Origin of the sequence: uncultured Shewanella sp. (genome assembly GCF_947491715.1) — a bacterium.
Lineage (GTDB): Bacteria > Pseudomonadota > Gammaproteobacteria > Enterobacterales > Shewanellaceae > Shewanella.
In genome coordinates this window covers 75,032-95,754 of record NZ_CANLKR010000005.1, presented here as the reverse complement: position 1 = coordinate 95,754, position 20,723 = coordinate 75,032, and the positions used below count along the sequence as shown (strand labels likewise).

The window sequence follows — 20,723 nt, the reverse complement described above, 5'->3', positions numbered from 1 at the left end:
TTAAACTCAATAGCGGATAATTTCAACTCAGGGGCTTAGTGTTGGGAAGTGTTCAGAAAAAACAATTAAAAAGTGACTGTTTGGAAATAAAGATGATGTATTAATCATTGTCGTTCAGCCAATAGTACGGGGATTTCATCGAACAGACTGAGTAATTGCAGGGAGAAGCAGTGAATATGCATAAGAGCTTTCCATTTCAAATTAATCAATATGGGCATATCCAAGAAGCGGATGATGATAAACACCTACGGGATATGATGGAGCAAATTTTGTTCACTATTCCTGGTGAAAGAGTGAACCGACCTGAATTTGGTTGTGGTGTACAGCTATTAGTTTTTGGCTCTATACAAGCTGAAATGTTATCGGTAAAGCAATCGATGATCCAAATTGAATTGCAAAAATATTTGGGTCATTTGATGCAATTACAAGCGGTGAATATTACGGCTCATGAGAGCCAGTTAGATATTCTTATTCGTTACTTACCCTTTGTTGGTGATCAGGCGAAAGAGGTTGTGTTTACACGATGAACCAATATCGTCCAGCACAAAGTGCGCTTGACTTGAGTCAACGTCGCCAACTCATTCAGCAACATGCTGTCATTAATGGCCTTGATTACATTCTGGTTAAGGATGAGACATGTCTTGAGCTGTATTTTATTAAACCCGCATTAAACCTAGCGGGGGGAGGAGCTTCTTCAAAGACATTACCCCGTTTAGATCCCAATAACATTATCGTCGAGCTTTTATATGCTGGGGTTAAACAAACTCTGACTTTTGATGTTGAATATGTCGAAGAGGCGTTTTACCTCAAACTCAAGCTCGATCCGCCTTTGCCGACTCAGCGAGAGGCATACATTAAGATCACTGTGTTAAGTGATGATATCGATCCTTTCTTTCGTGCGGCAGAAGTGAAGAGCCATTTCAATCAACAATCGGAGGACCGTTTATCGACAGCGAATTTATCTGCAGTGCCACGACTGGATTACAGAGCCAAAGATTATGATACGTTCAAGCAACTCATTGAAACAGAACTGACCCATAACATTCCAGATTGGCGAGATCGGAATGCTGCAGACATGATGGTGATGTTGACTGAAGTGTTGGCCTATACAGGGGACATGCTCAGCTATAAACAAGATGCGGTGGCAACCGAAGCTTATTTAAGCACAGCGCGGTTTGATTTATCGTTGCAAAGGCATTGCCGTTTATTGGATTACGCCATTGAAAAAAATACGACGGCGCGAGCTTGGGTGACTGTGTTGGTGGATGCTGCAATCACTTTGCCCCCGCGCAGTTTGTTTTTTTGTGGTGGTGATGAACAATGCCCCGTTTTGAGTCTATTTGAATATCAAGATCGCCAAGGGGGTAAGGAAGTGGTCTTTGAAGCCATGGATGAAGCACATTGCCTACCTGAGTATAATCACCTCATTCCCTATGATTTTGGCATACAAGACTATGTCATCCCCAAAGGTTGCCAAACATTGGCGGTAAAAGGAAAAATTAACATAAAAAAAGGGCAATTGGTTGCTTTAATGGACAATCAATTACAATCCTCTCCTCAAGTGGTGAGACTCATGCAAGAGGGGGTTTATCATACTGATCCTTTATCAGAGCAGGCTTACACTCAACTGTATTGGTATGCTCATGATGCGCTAATTGAGTCCTGGCAGGCACAGACAAGCTATTTGTGTGCAAATGTGTTGCTGGTGGATCGAGGAGAAACATTACCCTTTGAGAAGCTCACGTTATATTTGCGCAATGCGCAATATTTTGCGCAGCTCAGCCACACTCACCTTGTTCATGGCAATCGATTGGATGTTACTCAATTTAATAATGAGGCAGCCAGTGATGGCATTAAGCAATCGTCAGTGACCGCTACGCCTCAATTACAGGTAATAGAATCGCAAGTGTCCGTTGATCCTGAATCATTTTGCAATGGTGTTCTACCAAATCAATATTGGACAAACGTCACTGACTTTCTTGATAGCACGCCAAATGCTAAGCATGTGGTTTTGGACGAACATCAAGGTATGGCTGAATTGCGATTTGGTGATGGTTTGTTTGGGGCTTTTCCTAATATCTTTAACTATTTTTATGCCAGTTGTCGAATTACTCCGAATAAAGATCATCAAATTGCGGCGGGCAAAATTAACCAAGTTTATTTGCCTGAGCATTTGGATATCGCAATCGAAGCGGTGACTGAGATTAAGAACTTACACCCTGTGGGTGATAGTCGCTCTAAACACAGTGCTCAAGCAATAAAATTGGCTGCGCCCGTTCAACATAGGCAAAGACTCAATTTGGTGCTTTCTCAGGATTATATCGATTTGATGTTAGCCGATAATCGCGTGGAAAATGTGTGTTTTGAAAAAGCATGGAGTGGTAGCCATGAGGTTTATTATTTTTACCTTCATCCCAGAAACGAAGCTAATCTAGAGGAGGTCATTCCTTATTTTATGCAGCAGTTTGAGCGTTATAAAGTATTAAATCAGAGAGTGGTTATTCATCTTTTTTCTCCACTATTACTTAAAATGAGCGTCAATATTACCGTTGCTGCAGGCCATTCCATGCCCGCTTTACATCAAGGATTAACCCTACACTTAAGCGATGATGCACAAATGGGCATATTTGCCCCAGAACGTTTTAGTTTTGGCACGCCTTTGTATGCCAGTGAGATCTTGGAAACCTTACTCAATATTGAGGGCGTTGAAAATGTACAATTGAGTGCCTTTCAAACATTACCGCACTATATCGGCAGCAATGGTATTGATTTTGTGGAAACTGTCATTGTACCTAAACCACATCAAGTGATCTGTTTTGCCAGTCAGGGCAGGCAGAGTGAGGTGAGTTTTACATTAACTAAAGGGAGGAGCTAATGAGTGATTTTCTGGATAAAAGCACTCAGCTACGTACTTTGGCTGCTCGTCCGGGTCATTTTTCAAGTTTTGTAACCGACATGAAGCGAGCCACATTAGATTACCGTCATCCAGATGGTAAATTTAAAGGACAAAATCCACTTGCTGGAGTTGATTTATCTGATCATGGCAATTTTCTAAATGGGTTATATCATTCTTGGGCCGCGGTGCTTGAAGTATTGTCTTTCTATCAAGAAAAAATTGCTCAAGAAGGTTACTTAAATACTGCAACAGAGTCTTTTTCTGTGGAGCAACTGATAGCTGAAATTGGCTACCAAAGGCCTCATGCGCTATCGGCAAAAACCTGGCTGGCTTTTACCTTAAGTCAGGATAGTCAACGTCAGCAATATGTTATTCCTAAAGGGACTCGAGCGCAAAATATTCCTCAGGGCGGACAGCCAATTACCTTTGAAACCATAGAAACCTATATTGGCAAGCCGGATTGGAATACCTTGTCTTTAGCACCCATTCAGCCCATTACAGAGAGTCGAAGTTTGTTAACGTCTTCATCTTTTTGCCATGTTAAAAAGCCTTTATTTATCATTAAAAAAAATACCCATATTTGGATTTCGGGTACATTAAATGGAGAGCCAGTTAACTTTTTTGTTGTCGTAAAAGAGATCATTAAATTGAAAGAAGACGGCGTATTGCTTGTTTGGAATAGTGTGTTAGCCCCCAATCAAACGGGCAAAATATGCAATCCTAGACTGGTATTAATGTCTGAAAATTATGCTATTTTGGGCCATGATGCCTCTGATTGGTCCTCATTAACCCCTAAACAACAATCACAATATGCGAAGTGTTTTAGCAGTATCGCAATACGTGATACTGCAGAGGCATCAAGTTGGCGAGAGGTCGCTCAATATCCTCAAATGACGGTATACGGTATCGTTACTTTATTGTCGGGAAAACTCTTAGTTGTGGGGTCATCTGGCATGTATGATTCTTTCGATAAAGGTCAGACTTGGCACAAAGTCAGTAACAAGTTGGTGAATAGAGCCTTGCTTTTTTTACTCGAGCACGATGGAGGCATTTATACCGGAGGGGCCCAAGGTTACTTATTGAGCTCTTATGATGAGGGAGAAACATGGAATGTGATACGTGGCAATACTCCATTAGACAAAGAGGTAAAAAAACACATTGTGCCGGGTCTGTTACCTAACGTAACGGTTAGCTGTATGACGGCATTGACTCTGAAGTATCGTGATGGTGGTCAGCGACATATTCTTTTTGTGGGCACAATAAAAGGGCTTTATTACTCGACTGATGAAGGTCGATATTGGTTGACGGGGAATGCTTTATTTCATTATCACAATGAGCCATTACTCGAGGGAAGCCATATTTATGATTTACAGACAGATGGTGAATGGGTTGTGGCATCGACCCGTTTGGGCTTGTACTTTGCCAAGGTGGATAATCACAGTCTTGAAGAGAAAGGCGAGGAAGTGAAAAATACTGGGCCGTCTTTTTTGTCCAAGTATTTTTTATTTGAAAGTCAAGATGAAAAGCGTTGGAGTCAGCATAATCGTGAAACTCAAGTGTATGCCGCCATTAATATTAAGACGGATAAAGGTCGCTCAACCTTATTTGCCACTCGTGATGAGGTTTATCAATTAGAGGAAGGGCATTTAGTTACCATTAGTGAGGGGGTTTTACGCACTTTGGATACACGCATTCCTCGTGTCCATGGTTTTTTACAGCAGCAAGATACAATTTATATGGCTACGGAACTCGGTGTGTATGTGGCACGAAATAATACCTATCAATGGCAGCTTGATAGCCAAATTCACTTGTATACTTTACCGGATCCTCAGTGTTGGGAAGCCGCACTTAAGGCGGGTCATTTGCCAGAAGATGGGGCTGATAATTTGTTATTGTTTGGTTTTCCTATTTCCAATGCTGCAACAGTGAGAGAGGGGGATAAAGATGGACTGTGGTTAATAGAAGAGCCTGATGCTGCGGCTATTTATATTGAGAGGCAAGACGATAGCTTAGTGTTAACTACTATGAGTTGGGCGGATAATAAAACGGCTTCTTCCGTTAACAGTGAGTCAAGTTCAAAGAGACCTCAAAAGTGTGAACAAGTAACGAGTATTGGGACCATTCATGCTGTGAGCGACGTGATTTCAACCTTAGTGCATGGACAAGCATTGCCCGCTAGTTGGCACAGTGTTTTTGAGCATGTTGGCCTTGAAATCAGTCAAAAAGCACAGGTGGTGAGTCAAGCTGGAAAGCCGTCTTGGTTAATACAAGATGATGTTCAGCAGATTGATTTTTTCATTGAGTTTTGCGAAGAAAAACTGCAGATAAGCCGTCTTGGAAAAACATATTCAATAGCGGCCATGTCAAACAAACACCTGTTATCGGGTGGCGCACCTTTATCGGTGATTCCCAGTCATTGGCCTGATTTTTGGTTGTGTAGTAATACGCTGCCTTTGAGTCATAAAAAGGCTGCCATTACTGCAGGTGAAACCTTGTTACTAAAACAAACCACGCCAAGAGGGCTTCAAAAGCAGGTGACGGTTGCCAGTGTTTCAGATGAGTCTATGACAGCCTTAGGCAAAAGGGCTGTTGTGATGCGAGTACAAACCCAAGAGGCAGAATTCACGCAGTTTGATCGCCTAAGTACAGAGGTTTTTGCAGGGGATTGTCCGCTTGAATTAAGTCCCATTGCGCTAAAAGCACAAGTGTTGCAAGGTGACGGCGGATTAAGGTTAGTTGGCCATTTGGCTGCGATACCCACAGGTCATAAGGTGGCTGTCGTAGGAAGACGGGCTTTATTGCAGTTGAGTAAAGCCCCAGTGAAAGATGCACTCACACCTTGGGTCTTAAAGGGCTTAGATCATGACGGTCAAGAGGTGGTGTTATCGCGTCAGCAATTGTTTAGTTTTATGTTAAAAGCGCAAGACGTTGCCAGATTAGTGGCGCAAGAATTGACCGCAGAGCTGATTAAGTGTTTTGTGTCAAAGGGAATTGTATTGGATGACAGTGTCAGTATACAGACTGCGGGCAACCAGTATTGGTTACTGACACAAGCGGTAGGGGAGTATTATTATCTGCAATTGGATGATGAAACTAAAAAAGTGAATGTGTATGCAGAGTATGCGTTTCCCGTTATTGAGATCACACCTAAAAGTTGGATGATTGCCGCGAATGAAACATTGGCTGTAGAGAAAGATCAAACGATAACGGCGAGCTGGCTTGGCGCCGATAAAACCAGTAATCAATGTTCTGAGTTACTTGAGGTGAGTGAATGTTATGACTTAGAACGAGAAACTTATATTCGCTTTACGACTCCATTTGTTCATTATTATGATGTTAGTACAGTGCAATTCTTTGGCAATCTTGTTCCTGCTGTTCATGGTGAAACGGTACAAAAAGAGTTGATTGCCACAACCGCCTTAGGTCAACCTTTTCAGCGGTATCAATTACACCGAAGTCCGTTGACGATTTATCAAGATGAGCAAGGTGAATTACATCATTTATTAAACATAGAGATGCGCTTGAGTGGATCGAGGGAGCGTCATTCGTCGGTGTCTGAAAAGTGGCAGCAAACCAGCGATATTTTGCACAGCGGTAGCCATCAACGTCATTATGAAGTGAATATTAATGGAAAAGGAAAAACAGAGATCCTTTTTGGTGATGGGATCCATGGCCGTATTCCTCAAACTGGGATTGAAAATGTGTTTGCTCACTATCGTTTTGGCGGTGGCGCTAAGGGAAATTTACCCGTTGGCGCGATAAAATTATTGAGAAATAAGCCCCTTGGCGTCAAGTCGGTTTTTAATCCTTTGCCTTGTGAGGGAGGAGCCGATCCTGTTGTGGCAGGCTCTCTTCGAGAAAGAGCCCCTCAGTCCTTGCATTTCCAAAATGTGATTATTTCCAGTGATGATTGTTTGCAACATGCGAGGCAATATGCTGGCGTGTTTCAAGCCACTTTGACGTCATTAATAGACAAGCATCAGCCTATTTGGGTGATTTGTATCGATACCCCAGACTTGTTAATCAAAGAGAAGCGACAACTAGCCAAAGAATTGACCGCTTCCATTAACGCGATATTGTCACATCCTGTGGTAGTGAAAGTGGTGCTGGCGCGAGTACGATATTTTTATGTATCGGCTCAGGTTTGGGTGAAGAATCTGAGCACTTGCCCCAATATTGCTGATGAACTGAGTCAATTTTTAGCGAATGATTATTTAAATAACTCCCATAGCTTAGGCAAAGATATTGATGTAGCCCATGTGACGGCTCGATTACAAGCTCATAGTGCCGTGTCAGGTGTGTTGGTGACAGAGCTTGGCTTTGATAGTCATGACTCTAGTGTTGATAAAAGCCATGGTGATAAAAGCGATGCTAATGAAGGCGGTGTTGATGAAGAGGTGGGCCGTAAAAGTGCTGGTTTAGGCAATACGGCCAAAGTGATGCCATTATTGCCAGCCAGTCCCGTGATGGTGAATGATATTGGGGAGATCTTGGGAGAAGAGCGTCTACTGACGAGAGAAGCACTCGTGTCTATTACGTTAGGAGATGCGTCATGAATGAGCAATTATATCGTTTATTACCACTGACTTATCGAGAGAAAGATTTTGACCATAGGCAATCTTTTCGAGCGTTAATGGCGGTATTGGAAACGGTGCAGGATAGTCTTGATGAAAATATGATGCTCTTGTATCAAAACTGGTTTATTGAAACCTGCGAGAATGAGCGTATTCCTTATATTGCCGATTTAGTGAATGCGGATTTAGAGAGTGTGAGCGAGCTTGGTTCTGAGTCTGTATTTGCCATTCAAAGACGCTATGTGGCCAATTATTTAGCTTATCAAAGACGCTCTGGCTGCCTCACGACGTTTAATAATAGTGTGCATGATACTACGGGATATGCCTGTTATGGCGTTAATAGTACAAACAAAATGTTGACGAGTTGGACTGATAGCGATCCTTTGTTAACGACAAAGACTTTCAGTGTGACAGATAATGTCAGTGCGCCCTTTTCGCAAGCTGCATGTTTGCCCAAATTGACCTGTGTGGAAACCGCTTTGTTCGCGGCGAAAGGCGGGGAGCTCAGCCCACAAGTATTACAAGTGTATTTATGGCGTAGGCAAGCAGTGGCGTTAGCACAAGCTCAATTGTTTTCGGTTGCCCATATTGATAATGCTTGGACATTAGGTCTACATGAAGAAGTGTGGCCACTGTGTCATCAACCTAAGTGTTTAGCCAGTCTGGATATGCCTCAAAGAGCACAGGAATATCCCTATTCCATTGCTCAACATAATAATGATGTGGCTAAGATGAGTGTGACGTTTTTTGAATACGATCTTTCATCTCAGCGAGCCCATCTTCTTGTGGACAGTGACATAGTGATTGCAGATTTATCGTCTTGGCAAAAGCGTGATGGAAACAATGGTAAAGTGTTGTTCGATCCTGTTTTAGGCCGTGTATTATTGCTCGATGTAACGTTAAATGGGCGGCTCTTAGTCTCATTTCATTATCGACATAATGGCTTTTTTGGTGCATCGCCTCGGTATCGAGGGGTGAATGAACAGATAGCACCGACAAAAAGGTTATTGACCCTTTATCCCAAAGACAGCGTTTTGGTGGAGGTGTTATCGGCAAAGACAATCGCCATGAAGAAACCCTCATCACCTCAACAGGGGGTAAAGGAGTGCCAAATTGCGTTTGCCAGTAATGCTCATTACGGTTTTAGCGACCCTTTGAAAATAGATCTAAAGGGAGAAAATATCACCTTAGTGGCCGAGGATTATGTGTGCCCCATATTATCGGGAACGATTGAAGTGAGTAATACAGGCGATACTCCCGCACAATTAATATTGAATGGGATGAAAGTCTATGGGCAAATTCGTATTGATAAAAATGTGGATATACAGCTAAAAGATAGCAGTTTATTGGCTGATATATTGTGGCTTTCTCTTCCTTCAAAGCAGGAGAGTGATCGTCGATTAGCACATATTACTGTTGAAAATGGACTCATAGTGACTCAAAAGTTGATGAAGCATGCGAATTATCAGCTTACTAATTCGGCAATGATATGTTCATCACCTTCAACGGTTCGCGCCTTTGGTAGCCTAAACAGTACGGTGATCGGTGATATCACCTGTATCAGTGTCAAAGAGGTATGCAATAGTGTGTTTGATGGTACTTTTACTCTGATTAATCCTAACATGGCTAAGCTGGCTTATTCCTATTTTAGTGTGTTAGTGCAGCCTCGTGGCATAGAAACAGAGCAAATTATCACAGATTCTATGATAGAGCGGCATGGTGTGCAGTTTTGCTCGACGCGATATTTTGATGCTGATTTTTTAGTGTTGACCTATGGCAGCGATCAATCTTTGTTGACTGGGGCTGATAATGGCGAAGAAATGGGCGTATTTAATCAGCAATTTATTCGAAAAAAAGAACGGAATATTAAAAATCAATTTGATCGATTTCTTCCCCTTGGGATGGAAGTACAAACTTACTATATGGATTGAAATAATACTATGAGCGGAGATTTCTCAAGATTTACGTTTGACCCAGCAAAAAATTACTCAAAGGTATTGATGCAGCAAGGGCGAGTATTACTCGATGCTGACTGGAATGAAATGCAGTCTATTGCGAGCAGGGAGTCACAGTTATTGGTGAGCGATCTTGTTGGGGATGTCGCCTATCCAGCTAATAACCCGGCGTTTACACCGAGTGTGCGAGGTGGGCTTAGGTTTGATGGCAAAAAGGATTTCTTATTAATAGAGAACCAGAGCATTGATTTTTCATTAAGTAAACATTTCAGCATCTTAGCCTTATTATCTTTATCTCAAACAGGACAAGATGCCGTTATTTTTAGTCAATGGAGTACCTTAGCTGAGTTGGATATTGAAACGGGGATCACTTTTGGCGTGTCAGCAGAAGGCTTTCCTTATATACAACGCACCATAGCCACTGATACACGAGTCGAAGTAGAAACTTTGACCAGTGAAATCGCGCTTAAGTTTGATACAGAGCAACAATTGGCTTTCACTTTTAATGGGTTAAGCCTTCGTCTGTATATTGGGGGCAAAGAAGTGTTATGTGAAATGACGCCTCGGATAAGTGTTTTAGAAGCAGGCACCATTTCTATTGGGGCGGGGATAGAAGCTGGCTTGTCTATTCGCAATATGAAAGCAAACTTATATGATATGGCGATTTACTCTCGAGCCTTATCAGCAAATGAATTGCTTGTTAATGTTTTTACCCATAGAAAGATTGGGGAAATAGGACTACAAGCTTGGTGGCCCTGTACTGAAGGTCAAGGTGAGTTTTGCCGAGATATTTCTGGACAAGGGAATCATGGAATATTAGGTGCAGGGGTAAAAGAAAGTGCGCCGACATGGTTAGCGTCAAGATTATCTTTTAGTGCTGGGCGAGTGTATTTAGATGGGGCAATGGCAGAGCAAAATCATCGGGTTGATTTTTTATTGAGCTCACAAGATGAGGGGTGTTTTATGACCTATCTTGATATGCATCAAAGCGTCATTTCAGCCGTTGATGATCCTGAATTATTGGAGCCTGGATTAAGAGGAGTGGATACCTCGGTAAGAGTGCAAACACAATTAACCTTAAAGCGATTTCCTGATACCTCGGGTTTTGAAAATATGGCCGTCTTAGCGCGAGAGTGGGCAGTATTTCAAGATGTCAGAAAACGTGTAGGGCGCATTAAAGTCAATGCATTGCCGCAAAGAGCGCCTTTTAAAAGCACGTTATACCGAGTGCAAATTATTGAAGATACAGATTTAACGGTCAACAATACTCTTCCCGTTGTTTGGAGTGCTGATAATAGTGCTCTGTCGTACAGAGTGACTCAGTCGAGTCATAATAGTCTCAAAGTGTTGGGGCTAGAAAGGGCGAATAGGCAACTGGTTGCTGGCAGCTATTTTTCGTTATTAGACAATGAAGGACGAGATGTACATTCTAAAAATACGCTATTGGTTGTGACTGAAATTGATCTTGCTCAAGGCATGGTGAGCTACAGTGGTAAGATTAATGAAAAGGCTAAACCGGTTAAATTGATGCATTGGCAAACGGCGATTCATTCGTTAAAAGTGCATGACGAGGGCATTGAGTTGAATATTGATGATCGTCTTAACATAGGTTTTCATCTTGATGCGTTATATTGTCGTGGTGATTATTGGCTTATTCCTACGCGTGCTTTTCAAGATGCGTTAGCAGTGACAGAAAATACTTGGCTGCCACCTTTTGAGCAACGTTCAATTCATCAAAGTGTCGCCACTTTTGAGAGTCGAGAGGGTGCTGTTTGGTTACAAAAAGATTGGCGAAAGGCGTTTATGCCTGCGGTAAAATGGGACCAGTTTTTACGCCGTAGCGGTGGTGTGATGACAGGTTCTTTGACTCTCAAAGAAACGTTAACGGTCGAAGGTGAAACACAATTTAATGGTGATGTGATATTGAATGGGGAATTGAATTCGCAATCTATCGGTTCTACTCAATTAAAAGATCACAGTGTGACTCACCATAAACTGGCGCGTAATTTAGGCCTGCATTTAGGCCAGTGTGTGTTGAGTCAACATGAGACGCCGCCGCCTGGATATGCCAAGGTGGGTAATATTCTTGGTGATACAGAGCATGCTAATTGGCAGAAAAGTGATGCTCGATTGCCACTGACTGGGCCTTTTTCTGCACACAATGTGGCGAAGACAAGCTTACTGCTTTATGGCAGTGGAGAATTGTTTGAGGGGGTCCAAAAAGAGGATAAATTTGTCCATTTTTATGAAAAAGCCCCTTTTCCTGGAGAAGCGGTGAGGCAATTTGCCACTTGCGTGTTGGACGATAAGTTATATGTCGCAGGAGGGCAAAATGCTGAGGGTAAAAAAACGAATGAATTTTATTGCTATGACTTAAATACAGACCGTTGGGAGCAAAAGGCGCCTTTGATGGATCCAACCAGTCATATGGCGTTATCCAGTTTCGATGGAAAAGTTTATGGGGCAGGAGGAATGCAAACACGCTTTTTAGGTTTTTTACAGCACAGTCCGAGTCGAAAATTAGAGTGTTATGATCCTCAGTTGGATTGTTGGACCTCCTTAATGCCGATGCCAAATGAACGTTATTCTGGGGGGATGGTGAGAGTGAATAATGGTATTCATTATATTGGTGGTTCAGACAGAGAATTATCAGGTATTTTATCTGAGTCATTTTGTAATACTCATTTTATTTATCACCCCAAAGAAGATAAATGGCATCGAGCTTTACCTATTCCCTTGGCGCGTAGTCGATTTGGCATATTTGCGTTAAATGACAAAATATATTGTTTAGGTGGGCGAACGGGGGCGGGATATACCGGCAATGTTCAAGTCTATAATCCCGAAACGGATTATTGGGAAGCTGAAGCGTCCTTGAATGTGTCAAGAAGCCATGTTTCACCGGTATTATTTCACGAGGTGATTTATGCTTTAGGTGGCAAAAGAGATGATCACTATATTGATTTTATTGAAAATCAAAATGCCAGTACTGAATTTTTTGTTCATCGATTGGAAAGTTATTTGGAGTAGTTGGGAACCATTAAAAAATCAAAGCATCAATATTCATTGTTAAAGGACAGGCTATGCAAACTCACCATACATCAGCCCGTGCAGTCGTTGAAAGCTCACCACTTAAGCGTCCTGTGCAGGATAAATGTGTTCCTGCACAGCGCGCGACTAAAGGGTTGAGTCATAGCGCTCGGCACAGTCTACAGGCTATTAACACTCAAGGGTCGTCTAAATCAAATCATCAAGGTTTGCCTGAGAGGTTAAAACATGGCATTGAGCAATTATCGGGCTATTCAATGGATGATGTGATTGTACATCGTGACTCTTCAAAACCGGCTCAATTAACCGCACATGCTTTTGCGCAAGGAGACAATATTTATTTAGGCCCGGGGCAAGAGAAGCATTTGCCCCATGAAGCATGGCATGTTGTTCAGCAAAAACAGGGTAGAGTGAAATCCACACTGCAATTGAAATCAGGCACATTAGTCAATGATCAGCCTGAACTGGAAAAAGAAGCTGATGAAATGGGGACAAAGGCGAGCCGATATGATTTTCGTTTGCAGGAAGCGGCTCAATTACAGCGCCACAGGATCAGCAAGCACCGAACGGAGTCCTTAGTTGCGCAGCGTGCAAGAACCGTGATAGTAGGAGAAGCCCATGGTTTAGCTAAAATTCGAATTAGAAGAAAGCGAACAATTTTGTCAACTAACCCTGGCGGGGGCTGGGTAAGACTGGCTGAGCCTAGCAAACTCGCTGCGGCGCTTATCCAACATAATAATTTTACCCCTCCGGCAAGTTACCAAGCTGAGTTGGAACGTCAAATGCGCATTAATGGTGCCTTAAAAAGAGTCATGGATACGGCAGAGCTGATTTCTAATGGTAATGATGTAAAATGGGGGGCGGAAGATAACCTAATTGGCGAAGGCAGTAGTGCTAGAGGGGCGGGTACTGTTGCGCCTAAAAGTTCGCGAACCCATATTGAAAACCCTCAAGTCAGAGCCGATGCGTCGTTTATTCGAGCGCTGTCAGCACTTGGCGGGCACGCATTGCCTAAAAATATTGTTGAACGAGGCTTTCCGAATAAATCAGGCTACCAAGTGTTGAAGCTGATTGGTAATAGAGTGGTGGCTGAAGCAGAAAGTAAGTTGAGTCGAACTTCTGCACCTATTCAGGCTAAATGGGCATCGTTAATTGCACCAGCAGGCTTGCTGGGGAAAGTGGTTAGTCGAACCCCCAGTATTGCAGTAACCGATGAAACGGGAGCCAGTAATGTGGTGGTGCCTCAAGGCAATAAGAGTCAATGGGCTGATGACGTCATTATTCAAATAGAGAAAGGCTTACAAGCCTTGCTTGAGACGGTTGTAAATGAAATCATGCAAACATTAGGAGCAGCATTTAACCGTCCACTGCAAGCGAGTCCGATGAGTCAGCAATTAATTGCAGATATTGCGGCGGCGAAATATGGCAGTGCGGCCAGTGTATTAAGTCGCATGCATGCCATTGCCAGCTTAGCACGAACCTTGACTCAATTGAGCGGTATTGCCAATACCAATGCCGCTTACGTTGCGCAAAATCCTAGACAAATCAATCCTAAGCTGGGTTATATTGTGGGGGACAGTCATCTTACGGATCTAGTCGAGATTAAAAAGGTGCATACTGATAATGATCAGCTAAAATCACTCATTGATAGTGCCAGCATTGTCAGGAAAAGTGCCTATGGCAATTTAAAAACGGCGGCGAGAAATGCGGTCATTGCAACGAATCGAATCCCGACGCTAGAAGTGACTTAATCTAAAGGGGGCCGAGTATAAAGAAACCCCTTGAGTGTCATCCATAAAATGCATAGACGATAGTTTGTGAGTCTTTTTAATCAGGCATCATAAAATAGGTGCCCACATTTTGCCTGATTGCGGGCGGTTCTCTTCCTGCTATTTGGCTGAATATATAACGTCCTGTGGTATTATTTTTGCACATAAAAGTGAGCTCAAACTTGGAAAAGAGCGCTTCTTCTTGCATTAATGAGGTGCTAAGCATGCCTATGTCGGGAGCGAGTACGTGATATTGGTATTCACCTGATAACGTTTCGCCCGTATTGAGTGAGCGCTCAGTTAATGTTGTTGGTGTAAAAATGAATTCTTGTAACTCTCCGGCTCTAGGATTATTGTGCGTATATTGACCATCTAGCTCAAGCACAAAGCGCTTTCCAGTTAATGTTGTTGGTACCTTGCATAATGCTGTGTTTGCTTGGGATGGAACAAGCATGCTTACATAAAGTGTGAATATCATCAGTGCGATTTTCATGGGCTTTCCTTGCAGGTTCCTATTTAGCCGTTATGTGCAGCTTAGATTCATTGAGAGTAATGAGGCTGTATTATATAACTCCCTGAATCTTGTCTGATATCAGGCTTTATTAGGCCTTGAGATTGGCTGAAGATAAATTTGCCTATAAGCGGTGTCTTACAGACTAAGATTTCTCGATAAGTCGACTGCTCTGCACCTTGAGTGAGGTTAACCTCTAATAAGCCGATTTTTGGTGTGAGTTTGTTATAGCGATAGGTACCTAGACTCACATCCCCTGTTATCATGTTCATATCTTTGATCTGGGTGTCGGCAAAAGTTAAGGCTTGTAAATTACCCGCTTTAGCATTGGTTGGGGCATGCATACCATTAATACCAATGAGTATTCTGCTGCCCACTAAAGAGCGGGGCAATTCACAATTTTGTGCTGATGCAGTGGCTGTATACGCGATGAATATCATGATAATGAATGCGATGCTATAGTGTCTCATTTGTTTTAAGTCCCCCACGCCAAATAAGCCTTAGAGTTAAGGCTACTCAATAATATAAACGCCAGTGTTTTGTCTTACATCAGGTTTCACTGGGCCTTGGGTTTGACTAAAAATAAAATAGCCTACTCGATTGGTTTGACAAACAAAGCTATAAGTATAAAGAGACAAGTTTTTCCCCTCTCCTTCTCTGATATTGACTCTGGCTAATTTGGGATCGAAATATTCATAACGGTATAACCCTGAGGCGTTAGCCCCTGAATTGAGTATGGTGACTTGATAGCTATTTTTTTTAAATTTTATTTCTTGCACCGTATCAGCCATTGGATTGTTGGGGGTGAATACACCGTCGACTCGAATTAACATTGTTTCACCTTCTAATGATTTTGGTAATTGACAACCAAGGGCATATTGAAGGTTGGTGGTGACAAGTAGAAAGAATAATATTGTCCATCGTTTCATATGGGATCCTTAAAAAACGGTTTCACTGATGACGTATCACATAATGGCCTGTATTTTGCCGAACATTAGGCAGGCGAGGTCCTTCCATTTGACTATAGATGTAGTAACCCGCTCTATTACTCGTGCACACAAGGGTCATGCTGTAACGTATAACTCTTGGACCTAATATTTGCCTTGCTGTGAATTTAGCTAAGCCTTCACCGAATGTCAGATAAGTGTATTTACCAATAAAATGATAGTTGTTTTGAATGATATTGGTGGTGAAGTTTTCTTTTGAAAAAGAGGTTTGTAATATGCCGATAGGATCGGGACTGTAATGCCCATACTCTTCGTTAACCGTAAAAAGCAAAGTGAGTCCATCGAGTGTTTTTGGCGTATCGCAGATGTCAGCCCATAGCCAAGGGCTGAAAAAAACCGTGATCAATAAAGATAATTTATACATACACTCGTCATTTGTCATTTTTCGATGTGGCATTGTTGACTTTAAGTGTAGCCAAAATATGAGAATAAAGATGACTTCGTCTTGACTGTTTTGAGTCCCTTATTTGAGTCCCTTATTTGAGTAGCTTGTTTGAATATAAAGGCTAATGGTGATGTTAAGGTTTTTGACTTCCTTTTCGAATATAACGGATGTTTTTTAAACCCGATCCACATTCATTCTCTTATCTTTTATTAATTGAGTATCAAAATTAATCATTTCTCCGGTTTTCAAATGGTGAGCTAAAGCGTCCATGACGTGGTTGAGCCGTTTGGCCATATTTCTCTTAATCATTAAGACATTCATTGCTGCCCCTAAAATACTGAGCTTCATGTCATAATCCATGACAATGGTTAACTGGGTTGCACCTGACGGTGTTGAGTGTAATTTCCAATGAGAATCAAAGCGGTTAATGGGGCCTTTAAATTCTCTAATTTGTAATGTAAAACAATAGTGTTTTTTATTAAGGCTGACGACTTCTTCGATGACATTAGTCCCATCGTAGAAATTACAGCGTCGTGTGGCGCCGATGCCTGTGGCGTTACGACTCAGTAAATCGGCAAAATCGACACTGGGATGCCAGTTCGATACGAGTGTGACATCAGCTATCTGGGCCCATACGGTGTCGATATCAGTATTAAAGCATTGGCTCACGGTGACTGTACTCATAATTTTATTCCTAATGATGGCGTTAAACGGTTTGATGTTGACTGTTGAATGATAGAGAGGATTTTTATCTACGTATATGAGCATTATTGTTGTTTTACTATCTCATTTATGTACATAATCGACATATGAAAATACAACATTTAGATGACCTTAAGGTTTATGTGCAAGTCATTGATTCAGGTCACCTCGCTGCAGCGGGGCGAGTTTTAGGGCTTTCTGCGACCTTGGTAAGCCGAAGGTTGGCGCGTTTAGAGTCCGCGTTGGGTGTTCGTTTGTTAGAGCGGACGACTCGACGTTTACATGTGACAGATGAGGGAAAAGTGTTTTATTCTCGATGTCAGCGTATTTTATCGGAATTGGATTTGGCCCAGAGCGAATTACTGCCTATTGGGAATGAGATGTCAGGTAAAGTTAAAGTTGTATTACCCACTTCCATGTTGTCATACGGCATTATGGATGCATTAAAAGATTTTATGGGGCAGTATCCATTCATTGAAATACAGGTTCAATTGTCAGATGAACCTGTGGATTTATTAGTGGGAGGGTGGGATGTGGCGACTCATATTGGTGCCCCCCATGATAGTAGTCATATTGGCCGTCGTTTAGGGACTATTTCGCCAAAAATTGCGGCCACGCCTGATTACCTTGTTCGACATGGTTTGCCTAAAACGCCACTTGAATTGAGCCAGCACGAATGTATTCGAGTGGTGAGAAGCGGTGTTGAGCATGAATATTGGCCTATTGTTAATGAAGAGGGGGAAATGCAGAAAGTTCCTATCAATGGGCGATTGATTTGTCATGATTTTATTACACTCTATAGTGCCATGTGTGCAGGTGTGGGAATTGGACTACTTCCTCTTGCTGCTTTGCGTAAGGCTCAACAAGAAGAGCAATTAGTTGAGGTGTTACCCGATTGCCAAGTTGAGGGGATCACACTTTATGCGATCATTCCTACGGGGCGTAATAAGCTGCCTAGAGTGAGAGTATTTGTGAATTGGTTAGCCACTTTTATGGAAACCTTGGATAATTAGCAGTGTTTTATTATGACTCTGAATGATAAATAAGCATGAAAAGGCGCCATTTACCTATCCAATAAAAGATATAAGGGGTCTAATAGCAATTAATACTCATTGAACAAGGAAAGAAAATGACCTTAGCGTTACTGAGTGATCCAACAACAAAGAGTGGAAAAGCAGCGATTAAATTGGCATTAAATAGCCGTCATAGCCAACAGCCGCAAGTGGGCTATATTGCGTCAGAACCCGATATCGCCCGACTTTATTTCAATCAAACAAAGCAAGTTTACAATGAATTAGGTGCTGAGCTGAGTACGTATGTTGAGCTTGAAGCTGGATTTGATGATGCGGCGTTTTCACACTTATTAACCTTGAATGCGATTCACTTGTCGGGTGGGAACACCTATCGTTTCTTATCAGCCTTAAAGCAGCGATATTTAATGCCTGCTTTATGTGATTATGTGAAAATGGTGGCGTATTAATCGGTGTCAGTGCAGGTGCCATGATCATGACGCCATCGATTATTACCGCCAGTTTGTGTGGTGATGTGGATCATGTGGGATTAAATGAGTTGTCTGGTCTAGGGTTAACGCCGTTTATTTTTGTCCCTCATCATATTAAAAATGGTGAAGCAATTCATGATGTGAGGCAGTTAGTGAATAGCGAAGGCCTTCGTTGTTATTTATGTGGTGATGATGACAGCTTAGTCTTGCTTGAAGGACATGAGCAGTGGAAATTATTGGGTGAACCAATGTTGGTGATTTGATCGAATAATCAAATGTTATATTTTATTTCTGGTCCCATTGCATGTTGTGGCCTTCAGATGGTGAGTGCCCACTCACACAGGGATTAGGAGGACTGCTCGTTCTTATCAAGGATATCCATATCCAAAGGCCAGTTCAGCGTCCATCTTCTCGCTCAGATAGAGCACTTTTGTGCTCTTCGCCCTTACAATCTTCATAACGCCCGACGGAGTGAAATGCATCAGTTAGGTGCCTTGTTCTTATGAAATAAATAACTAACATTTCCGATGCTACATCCCTATAGCCCGAAAATTAAACAGATATCCATATCTGTTTTACGTTATTTATTTCAACGAACTTCAGTCACTCCGATGGGGATCGAAAATCAACAAAAAAAGAAAAGATAAAAGCAGGGCGTTTCTTTGAATGGGCTTTATGGTCATAATTGTGATGAATAAGTAAAGTTAATGGTGATACCAAAGCCCCTATCTGTTAATATTTTGTTTTGACGTTTTAGTGGTAAGTTCATTATTAGGATTTAATTTTGCGTTTTCATCACCTTGTTTTACCTGCTTTTTTGTTATCTATTATCCCTTTTCTTTCTACTGCTTCTTGGTTTGAAGAAGCGACCTCTACCGTTCAGTCGATGACGTCAGATCTGTTGATTTTTGAGAGAGAGGACATTGATATCGCTAAGGCTCAGCCTTTTCCTGCGCAAATGTTAGGGCAAAGCGCACCTTATCAAGGTGAGGAGTTTGGGCAATACTCTTATTTTATTGAGTCTGTTTTTCACTCGCAAATGTTAGTGTTTGAAACGAAAGGGAAGCATAAACAAAGCCTGTTATTGGTGCACGGTTTGGGTCAATTAGGCATGCAAGACTGGCAAGATGTGGTGCCTGAATTGGCAAAGCATTATCATATTATTGCCATCGATTTACCCGGATTCGGATTATCGGGTGTGCCTGAAGGTCGATATTCACCGACTCATTATGCTCACGTTTTAAATGAAGTGATCACCCAATATGCAAAAGAGAGCGTAACGGTGATGGGCCATTCCATGGGAGGCGCGGTGAGTTTACGTTTTGCTGCTATGTTCCCTGAAAAGCTTGAGCGATTAGTATTAGTTGATGCGGCAGGTATGTTAGAAAAAACAGCCTTTATAAAACATATCAGTGGGTTATCAACTGAAGATATGGGAAATGCTTCTCGCTCAGATACTGCTGTCAACGAGGATTCACTGAGTGCAGAATTACCTGAAGTACTGCAGACGAAATGGATGCAAATAAAAGATTTAAGTGGATCGTTTATTGAAATGGGTAGCCTCAATGATCGCGCAACGGATTTTTTACAAGCAAGCGATTTGAGTTGGGACTTATTGGTGTCACCTTCGCCTAATTTAAATGCGGCATTGAGTCTCGTTGAAGAAGACTTTAGTGAAGCGATCAGCACACTTAAGGTGCCAACTCATGTTATTTGGGGGCGAGAAGATACTGTTGCGCCATTACGTACCGCGAAAGTATTAGAGCATCGTTTGCCCAATGTGAGTGTGCAAATCATTGATGAGGCTGGGCATGTGCCGATGAAGAGTCACACCCAAGCATTTTTATCAGGACTTAAAGCGGCTCTTTTTTCTCCTAGATTAGCAGTGCAACAGGAAAATAAGCAAGAGAGCTTCTTGGCAAGTGCAGCCAGTAGTTCCCATGGGACTTTGGTATGCAGTAATGAAAATAATCAAACCTATTCTGGTCAGTTTTCAACTGTGATAATAAAGGGTTGCAGTAATATTCAATTAAGAGATCTCACTGCTGAGCGTCTCATTATTACAGATTCATTGGTGGCAATAGAGAACTTAACGGTGCAGCATAGTGAATTGGCTATGGAGATAACCGAATCTGTGATCACTATGACCAATGCGAATATTCAAGCTGAAAATGGCATTTCGCTATCAGGAAGCCGTTTAGATTTAGCCGGGGTCTCTATTCATGTTAAAGGGTTTGCTTTTAAAGCAGAAAGCCAATCTAAGGTGCTATTGTCGGTCAGTGATATACACAGCGCCCAATATCAAGGTTGGGTACAAGGGGGCTTTGAGTTAGAGGCGCAAACATTAAGTCCGTTACTCTCCCATCATGAAATTTGAC

Annotated in this window: 15 protein-coding genes; 10 read left to right on the top strand and 5 right to left on the bottom strand. The window is 42.1% G+C overall.

The genetic code is table 11. The features are described 5' to 3' along the window. Nucleotides 1–176: 176 nt before the first annotated feature. From Q0779_RS06505 to Q0779_RS06480, 6 genes are read left to right on the top strand one after another with little or no spacing between them, the layout of a single operon-like run. On the top strand, nt 177–527 hold the full coding sequence (locus Q0779_RS06505; RefSeq protein ID WP_298770859.1) for a GPW/gp25 family protein: 351 nt from the start codon (nt 177–179) through the stop codon (nt 525–527). Beyond that, entirely contained in the window at nt 524–2,875 is a 2,352-nt protein-coding gene (locus Q0779_RS06500; protein WP_298770740.1) for a hypothetical protein, read from the top strand. The genes Q0779_RS06505 and Q0779_RS06500 overlap by 4 nt, the downstream gene beginning before the upstream one ends. Then, nucleotides 2,875–7,452 carry a hypothetical protein gene (locus Q0779_RS06495; protein WP_298770738.1) on the top strand — a complete coding sequence of 1,526 codons (4,578 nt, stop codon included), beginning with the start codon at nt 2,875–2,877 and terminating at the stop codon, nt 7,450–7,452. The genes Q0779_RS06500 and Q0779_RS06495 overlap by 1 nt, the downstream gene beginning before the upstream one ends. Further along, a complete protein-coding gene (locus tag Q0779_RS06490; RefSeq protein ID WP_298770736.1) occupies nt 7,449–9,401 on the top strand; it encodes a hypothetical protein in 1,953 nt (650 codons plus the stop codon). Before Q0779_RS06495 ends, Q0779_RS06490 begins: the two co-directional genes overlap by 4 nt. 9 nt (nt 9,402–9,410) lie before the next feature. Beyond that, the gene (locus tag Q0779_RS06485) at nt 9,411–12,452 is read left to right on the top strand and encodes a DUF6519 domain-containing protein (RefSeq protein WP_298770734.1); all 3,042 of its coding nucleotides are present in this window, start codon (nt 9,411–9,413) and stop codon (nt 12,450–12,452) included. Between the two features lie 53 nt (nt 12,453–12,505). Then, complete coding sequence (locus Q0779_RS06480; protein WP_298770732.1) at nt 12,506–14,221, top strand: DUF4157 domain-containing protein; 1,716 nt, start codon at nt 12,506–12,508, stop codon at nt 14,219–14,221. 76 nt (nt 14,222–14,297) lie between these two features. On the opposite strand, the gene Q0779_RS06475 is transcribed toward Q0779_RS06480, so the two are convergent. From Q0779_RS06475 to Q0779_RS06455, 5 genes are all read right to left on the bottom strand, one after another. Further along, nucleotides 14,298–14,732, bottom strand: coding sequence for a hypothetical protein (locus Q0779_RS06475; protein WP_298770729.1), 435 nt, complete (start codon nt 14,730–14,732; stop codon nt 14,298–14,300). A 47-nt stretch (nt 14,733–14,779) separates the two neighbouring features. Beyond that, on the bottom strand, nt 14,780–15,220 hold the full coding sequence (locus Q0779_RS06470; protein ID WP_298770727.1) for a hypothetical protein: 441 nt from the start codon (nt 15,218–15,220) through the stop codon (nt 14,780–14,782). A 42-nt stretch (nt 15,221–15,262) separates the two neighbouring features. Further along, nucleotides 15,263–15,679: a hypothetical protein gene (locus Q0779_RS06465; RefSeq protein ID WP_298770726.1), complete on the bottom strand. Its 417-nt coding sequence runs from the start codon at nt 15,677–15,679 to the stop codon at nt 15,263–15,265. Nucleotides 15,680–15,701: 22 nt separating this feature from the next. Further along, the gene (locus Q0779_RS06460; protein ID WP_298770724.1) at nt 15,702–16,121 is read right to left on the bottom strand and encodes a hypothetical protein; all 420 of its coding nucleotides are present in this window, start codon (nt 16,119–16,121) and stop codon (nt 15,702–15,704) included. Between the two features lie 195 nt (nt 16,122–16,316). Beyond that, nucleotides 16,317–16,826: an SRPBCC family protein gene (locus Q0779_RS06455; RefSeq protein WP_298770722.1), complete on the bottom strand. Its 510-nt coding sequence runs from the start codon at nt 16,824–16,826 to the stop codon at nt 16,317–16,319. Nucleotides 16,827–16,951: 125 nt separating this feature from the next. Between Q0779_RS06455 and Q0779_RS06450 the strand changes: the two genes are divergently transcribed. The 4 genes from Q0779_RS06450 (at nt 16,952) to Q0779_RS06435 (ending at nt 20,722) form a co-directional block, all read left to right on the top strand. Then, the gene (locus Q0779_RS06450) at nt 16,952–17,857 is read left to right on the top strand and encodes a LysR family transcriptional regulator (RefSeq protein ID WP_298770719.1); all 906 of its coding nucleotides are present in this window, start codon (nt 16,952–16,954) and stop codon (nt 17,855–17,857) included. A gap of 116 nt (nt 17,858–17,973) precedes the next feature. Beyond that, entirely contained in the window at nt 17,974–18,324 is a 351-nt protein-coding gene (locus Q0779_RS06445; RefSeq protein WP_298770717.1) for a hypothetical protein, read from the top strand. A 26-nt stretch (nt 18,325–18,350) separates the two neighbouring features. Continuing rightward, nucleotides 18,351–18,608 (top strand): hypothetical protein, encoded by a 258-nt coding sequence (locus Q0779_RS06440; protein ID WP_298770715.1) that lies wholly within the window; start codon nt 18,351–18,353, stop codon nt 18,606–18,608. A 521-nt stretch (nt 18,609–19,129) separates the two neighbouring features. Further along, nucleotides 19,130–20,722, top strand: a complete 1,593-nt coding sequence (locus Q0779_RS06435; RefSeq protein WP_298770713.1) for an alpha/beta hydrolase — start codon at nt 19,130–19,132, stop codon at nt 20,720–20,722. Nucleotide 20,723: the final 1 nt, after the last annotated feature.